The sequence below is a fragment of the Streptococcus sp. 2741 genome, assembly GCF_013276315.1.
GTDB lineage: Bacteria > Bacillota > Bacilli > Lactobacillales > Streptococcaceae > Streptococcus > Streptococcus pseudopneumoniae.
On sequence record NZ_VMKU01000015.1, the window covers coordinates 21,203 to 27,337 of the forward strand.

At 38.9% G+C, this 6,135-nt stretch carries 5 protein-coding genes and 5 pseudogenes; 4 read left to right on the plus strand and 6 right to left on the minus strand.

From position 1 onward, the window contains the following. Positions 1-14: 14 nt before the first annotated feature. Positions 15-215, minus strand: a pseudogene (locus tag HT671_RS01925) (IS30 family transposase); the annotation flags it as partial. A gap of 393 nt (positions 216-608) precedes the next feature. Further along, positions 609-800: a hypothetical protein gene (locus HT671_RS11500; protein ID WP_240153259.1), complete on the minus strand. Its 192-nt coding sequence runs from the start codon at positions 798-800 to the stop codon at positions 609-611. 122 nt (positions 801-922) lie between these two features. Here HT671_RS11500 and HT671_RS01935 point away from each other — a divergent pair, with 122 nt between their 5' ends. The 3 genes and pseudogenes from HT671_RS01935 to HT671_RS11505 form a co-directional block, all read left to right on the plus strand. Then, positions 923-1,816 carry an ABC transporter ATP-binding protein gene (locus HT671_RS01935; protein WP_000895303.1) on the plus strand — a complete coding sequence of 298 codons (894 nt, stop codon included), beginning with the start codon at positions 923-925 and terminating at the stop codon, positions 1,814-1,816. Continuing rightward, positions 1,813-3,012 carry an ABC transporter permease gene (locus HT671_RS01940; protein WP_050223183.1) on the plus strand — a complete coding sequence of 400 codons (1,200 nt, stop codon included), beginning with the start codon at positions 1,813-1,815 and terminating at the stop codon, positions 3,010-3,012. Before HT671_RS01935 ends, HT671_RS01940 begins: the two co-directional genes overlap by 4 nt. 587 nt (positions 3,013-3,599) lie before the next feature. Next, a pseudogene (locus HT671_RS11505) lies at positions 3,600-3,749 on the plus strand (IS630 family transposase); the annotation flags it as partial. A 172-nt stretch (positions 3,750-3,921) separates the two neighbouring features. Here HT671_RS11505 and HT671_RS01945 read toward each other — a convergent pair. The 4 genes and pseudogenes from HT671_RS01945 to HT671_RS01960 all read right to left on the minus strand — a co-directional run. Beyond that, entirely contained in the window at positions 3,922-4,617 is a 696-nt protein-coding gene (locus HT671_RS01945) for an LrgB family protein (RefSeq protein WP_023934327.1), read from the minus strand. Then, positions 4,614-4,988: a CidA/LrgA family protein gene (locus HT671_RS01950; RefSeq protein ID WP_000781328.1), complete on the minus strand. Its 375-nt coding sequence runs from the start codon at positions 4,986-4,988 to the stop codon at positions 4,614-4,616. The genes HT671_RS01945 and HT671_RS01950 overlap by 4 nt, the downstream gene beginning before the upstream one ends. A 184-nt stretch (positions 4,989-5,172) precedes the next feature. Beyond that, positions 5,173-5,475, minus strand: a pseudogene (locus HT671_RS01955) (ATP-binding cassette domain-containing protein); the annotation flags it as partial. A gap of 216 nt (positions 5,476-5,691) precedes the next feature. Beyond that, positions 5,692-5,838: pseudogene (locus HT671_RS01960) on the minus strand (choline-binding protein A); the annotation flags it as partial. A gap of 39 nt (positions 5,839-5,877) precedes the next feature. Here HT671_RS01960 and HT671_RS01965 point away from each other — a divergent pair. Continuing rightward, positions 5,878-6,135 (plus strand): annotated as a pseudogene (locus HT671_RS01965) (IS630 family transposase); the annotation flags it as partial.

Consider the following 6,135-nt stretch of genomic DNA (forward strand, 5'->3'; position numbering starts at 1 on the left):
ATTATTAAATATAGTTAGATGGTGAATGAATTATTGCTAAATTTCAAGTTCAAGTAAGCCATCCAGAAGTCTTCTCTGGGGGACTTGTAGTTCAAGCATTTTTTAGGATAGTTGTTCATCCACTTTTCGATGAATGCGACTTCCTTTGTAGTCGTTTTCTTAGTTTCCTGAGGTAACCATCTATGAATGAGCCTGTTGTGATTTTCATTAGATCCTATAGGGGTGTGCATAATAGATATAGCAGATTGAAACTAGAATAGTATACATCTACTTCTAAAACATTGTTAGAAATCAATTTGACTGTCCTGATCAATTTGTCCTGTTCTTATTTCATTTTACTATATAATCCTTAGAAAACATATGGGACAAGCGGTTGAATTCCGTTCCGTCCATTAGTAGATAAAGGATTACTCCTTCTTGAAATGACAGATGAACTTGTTTTTTATAAAAAATGTTGTCTGAAACTATTCGCTTTTTTCCAGAAATTTTAGAGGAAGAAAATTTTATGAGGAAAAAGGAGTTACTCAAATAACAATTCAGGACCAAAAACTGACAGTTGAGGAGCAGAGTGGATAAATTAAGTTTGCTACTGTATAATGGATTTATCACTAATACTCTTCGAAAATCTCTTCAAACCACGTCAGCGTCGCCTTGCCGTAGATATGGTTACTGACTTCGTCAGTTCTATCCACAACCTCAAAACAGTGTTTTGAGCTGACTTCGTCAGTTCTATCTGCAACCTCAAAGCTGTGCTTTGAGCAACCTGCGGCTAGCTTCCTAGTTTGCTCTTTGATTTTCATTGAGTATAAAAGTGCTCCAGGCCATATTTTACATAGCATTAGTCTTCTAAAAATGGACAAAAAACATTGTAAAGGCTATCAAAAAGGAGTATAATGAGTGCAAGAAATTTCGGAGGTGAAAGATGCTAGAAGTAAGAAGTCTAGAGAAAAGTTTTGGATCCAAGCAAGTTTTGTTTGGTATTGACTTTCAAGCGCGACCAGGTCGTATTTTGGGACTAGTCGGAAAAAATGGTGCTGGGAAGACAACGATCTTCCATAGTATTTTGAAGTTTTTAGAATATCAAGGAGAAATCAGTCTGGATGGTCAGGATATTCGTCAGGAGACCTATGCTCGGATTGGTTATCTGCCTGAAGAACGCAGTCTCATGCCTAAATTGACAGTCCTTGAACAAGTTCGTTATTTGGCGACTCTAAAAGGTATGGATGCCAAGGAGGTCAAGGAAAAACTCCCTCAATGGATGAAGAGGTTGGAAGTGAAAGGGAAGCTGACAGATAAAATCAAGAGTCTGTCAAAAGGAAATCAGCAGAAGATTCAGCTCATCATTACTCTGATTCATGAGCCAGACTTGATTATCTTGGATGAGCCTTTCAGTGGATTGGACCCAGTCAATACAGAATTGCTCAAGCAAGTTATTTTTCAAGAAAAAGAGCGTGGAGCAACCATTATCTTTTCTGACCATGTCATGACCAATGTTGAGGAACTTTGTGACGATATTCTCATGATCCGAGATGGCCGTGTGGTCTTGCACGGACCAGTTCAGGATGTCCGCAATCAATACGGGAAAACGCGTCTCTTTGTTTCAAGTGAACGAAGCAAGGAAGAATTGGAAAACCTTCCTCATGTCAAACAGGTGAGCTTGACCAAACAAGGTAGTTGGAAATTGATCTTGGAGGATGAGAGTGCTGGTAGAGAACTCTTCCCAATCTTGACTCAAGGGCAATATATCGCAACCTTTGACCAACAAGCGCCAACAATCGATGAAATCTTTAAACTAGAATCAGGGGTGGAAGTATGAGAAATGTGTGGGTTGTAATCAAGGAAACCTATCTTCGACATGTCAAATCGTGGAGTTTCTTCTTTATGGTGATTTCACCGTTCCTCTTTTTAGGAATCTCTGGAGGAATTGCTTATCTCCAAGGCTCTTCAATGGCTAAAAATGATAAAGTGGCAGTAGTGACAACAGTGCCATCTGTAGCAGAAGGACTGAAGAATGTAAATGGTGTTAATTTTGACTACAAAGACGAAGCAAGTGCCAAAGAAGCGATTAAAGATGAAAAATTAAAAGGCTATCTGACTATTGACCAAGAGGATAGTGTCTTGAAGGCAGTTTATCATGGCGAAACGTCGCTTGAAAATGGAATTAAATTTGCAGTTACAGATACACTCAATGAACTGCAAAATCAGCTTAATCGTTCAACTGCTTCCTTGTCTCAAGAGCAGGAAAAACGCTTAGCGCAGACAATTCAATTCACAGAAAAGATTGATGAAGCCAAGGAAAATAAAAAGTTTATTCAAACAATTGCAGCAGGCGCCTTAGGATTCTTTCTTTATATGATTCTGATTACCTATGCGGGTGTAACAGCTCAGGAAGTTGCCAGTGAAAAAGGCACCAAAATTATGGAAGTCGTCTTTTCTAGCATAAGGGCTAGTCACTATTTCTATGCGCGGATGATGGCTCTGTTTCTGGTGATTTTAACGCATATCGGGATTTATGTGGTAGGTGGTCTGGCAGCCATTCTACTCTTTAAAGATTTGCCATTCTTGGCTCAGTCTGGTATTTTGGATCACTTGGGAGATGCTTTCTCACTGAATACCTTGTTCTTTATTTTGGTCAGTCTCTTTATGTACGTCGTCTTGGCTGCCTTTCTAGGTTCTATGGTTTCTCGTCCTGAGGACTCAGGAAAAGCCTTGTCGCCTTTGATGATTTTGATTATGGGTGGTTTTTTTGGAGTGACAGCTCTAGGTGCAGCTGGTGACAATCTCATCTTGAAGATTGGTTCTTATATTCCCTTTATTTCGACCTTCTTTATGCCATTTAGAACTATTAATGGCTATGCAGGGGGAGTAGAAGCATGGATTTCACTTGCTATTACAGTGATTTTTGCGGTGGTAGCAACAGGATTTATCGGACGCATGTATGCCAGCCTAGTCCTTCAAACAGATGATTTAGGGATTTGGAAAACATTTAAACGTGCCTTATCTTATAAATAGAAGAGCCTCGCGAAAGCGAGGTTTTTTAGAGATAAAAAGAGTGGAATCACGAACCTAATTATGCACACATTATGTAAACAGGTTGCTTGAGAACTCAATTGTATAGTGAACTGAATCTGGAATAAGATAATATTGCTTCTAAAACATTCTTATAAATTGATTTGAATTCCAAAACCAGGGTGTGCAATTCTTATTTCCCATCACTTTATTTATTGATTATGATAGAACTCTTATCGGTCTGTAACAAAATTTCAATAATATAAAAACGCATCCTATCAGGACTCAACTTGATAGGATGCGTTTTTTGATTGTGAAGACTTTTCATCCAGCCTCTTTATGTGATAAAGTATCGTTAATATTCAATGAAAATCAGACTGGGAAGTTAGCGGAAGGCTCCTCGAAACATAGTTTTGAGGTTGAGGAACTGACCAAGTCAGTAACGTATACACACTAAGGACAAGCTGACGTGGTTTGAAGAGTATAAAAATCTGTTTCGTAAGCATCCAATAATAGGGTGTTTTGATAGTGTCATCATTTGGATAAGCATTATAGTATAGTGATATGAAATCAACTAAACTAAATAAGAAATATAGATTATCAAAACTCTTTGAAAAGATTGCATTAAATCTAAATAACATAGACGTCTTCAGCGTGTGCTGTCTCATCTTATGCGAAAATCTTATAAGGAGAGTATAGAAAATCTCGGTTGTAATCAACTAACTGATTGGAGAAATGTATAAATATGAGAAGTTAGACCCCCATGTCACTACCATAATGAGATTGCTCGAATTCCTTGCTTTTTATACTCAATGAAAATCAAAGAGCAAACTAGCCGCAGGCTGCTCAAAACAGTGTTTTGAGGTTGNNCAAGGCGACGTTGACGCGGTTTGAAGAGATTTTCGAAGAGTATTAACTCAATATCAAACTAGCTACGATGGGGCTGACAAAGACATAGAGAATACCAGTGACACCGATAGCCAAACCACCCATGGCTCCTGCTACAGAGCCGTATCGGAAGGCTGTTCCTGTTCCAACTGCATGGCCTGTTCCTCCAAGGGAAAGACCAACAGCTACTGGGTCGTCAATTTTCAACCACTTCAAAAGGGTTGGTCCGATGACACTGGTTAAAATCCCAGTTGCCACGACTACCACCAAGGTCACGGTCGTCAGACCTTGCAATTTTTCTGTGATTCCCACTGCCATGGCGGTTGTTACTGACTTGGGAAAGAGAGAAATGGCTAGGAAAAAGTCCATACCAAAGATTTTGGCCACAAGGGCTGTGAAAGAGGTATTGACAACTACTGCTAGCAGACTACCAAAGAGAATACTCCGAGCATGGTGCTTCATCAAATGAAAACTCTTGTAAATCGGAATCCCCAAAGCCACTGTCGACGGGACAATCAAGTTGTTCAGATAAACCCCACCTTGGTAGTAATCTTGATAAGAAATACCCGTCACCTTAAGAAAAATAATGATAAAAATAGCCGACAAAAGCAGGGGCGTTGTCAATGGATGAGGAAAACGTCTGTAAATCAACATCCCCACTAGATAAGCTAGGATAGACAGGGCAAGCCCAAATAGGGGATTGGAAACAAATTCACTCATTTGGCATCTCCTTTCTCATAATCTCCCTCAAACCGTCGTTTGATAAACTGAACTACCAACGCTATGAGGATAATATTGACAACTGCTGCAAAAAAGACAATCAAAACAATGGGTAGGAGATAGGGAGCAATCACATCAAACTTTTCCATGATTCCTACTGCTGGCGGCAAAAAGAGAATGGTCATATTGGCCAGCAAGAAATTCCCCACCATGTTGACATGCCTAGTTCTCAACCATTTGAATTGTAGGGATAGAAAGAGAATAATCAAGCCGATAATACTGCCTGGGATGGGCAAATGAAAGAAACTGGAAATCCCCTCTCCGATTAGAGAAATCACAAAGAGAATCATTAATTGAACATATAATTTCATCCTAAACTCCACGAAATAGACTTCTTGAATACCAGTTTACTCTTTTTTCAGAAAATTTCAAGGAAATGAACAAGGGATAATGAAAATTAAAGAACAAACTAGGAAGTCAGCTGCATGTTACTCAAAGTAAAGTGTTGGGGTTGTAGGTCAAACTGACATAGTTTGAAGCGATTTTCGAAGAATATTACTTTTCTTTGCTTAAGTGAATGACTTGGTCGTAGTTTTTTAAGTCCTCTTCTGTGTAGTGGTGAATGGCTTCTATGACTGTTTGAGGTAGGGAGAAGAGCAAGTCGCTAATTTTTCTGCTATTTTCCGAGTCAAGATTGGCCTTAATCTCGTCTGCTAAGATGAGTTGGCTATCATGGTAGAGGGCGCGGGCGATTTCTAGGCGTTGTTTCTCGCCACCAGACAGACTATCATTGCTGAGCGTTCGATTTTTCAAATGTTCTAAACCTGTTTTTTTGAGGATATGATTTAGCGTTTGCTTTTATCTAAAATACTTCATATAAAAATGTAAATTTTTGGGGGATATACAATTAAATGAAAATATCGTAATGACACAGATTGAAACAAAAAGCGAACAAAACAGAATTCATTGTTTCGATTCGCTTTTCGTATTATTATCTAGTTTTTTTGTAGCTCTGATAACATTTAGTCTGAGCATGTACACTAATAGCTGAAGGAATAAAATGTATACTTTAGATTATTTCCAAGCGCCACCGGTATCTACACAGTAACCACCAGGTGTATAGGTGTTGTGAAGCATCTTACCAGTTGAAGCAAGGTAATACCAAGATCTGCTATCTTTCACCCAGCCTGTTAACATAGCACCTGAGTCTTTTAGGTAATATAGTTGCTTAGTTTCAAACAAGCATGTTATAATAAAGCTATGGCATATAGTACAGATTTTAAACAGCGAGCATTAGATTACATCAAAGAGGGGCACAGCCATGTCGAGGCAGCCAAGGTTTTTGATGTCGGCGTCAGAACTCTCTTCACATGGAAAAAGAACTTACGTGAACAAGGACACTTAGAGAGGAAAAAGCGAGTCGTCAAAAACCGAAAGATTCCTTTAGAGGAATTGAAAGCCTTTGTAGAGGCTCATCCAGATGCTTTTTTACGGGAAACTGCGGCACATTTTAATTGT

Excerpts from the sequence above, each read along its gene's own strand:
- HT671_RS01950 (WP_000781328.1), bottom strand. The coding sequence starts at position 4,988 with ATGAAATTATATGTTCAATTAATGATTCTCTTTGTGATTTCTCTAATC.
- HT671_RS01935 (WP_000895303.1), top strand. The coding sequence starts at position 923 with ATGCTAGAAGTAAGAAGTCTAGAGAAAAGTTTTGGATCCAAGCAAGTT.
- HT671_RS01945 (WP_023934327.1), bottom strand. The coding sequence starts at position 4,617 with ATGAGTGAATTTGTTTCCAATCCCCTATTTGGGCTTGCCCTGTCTATC.
- HT671_RS11500 (WP_240153259.1), bottom strand. The coding sequence starts at position 800 with ATGAAAATCAAAGAGCAAACTAGGAAGCTAGCCGCAGGTTGCTCAAAG.
- HT671_RS01940 (WP_050223183.1), top strand. The coding sequence starts at position 1,813 with ATGAGAAATGTGTGGGTTGTAATCAAGGAAACCTATCTTCGACATGTC.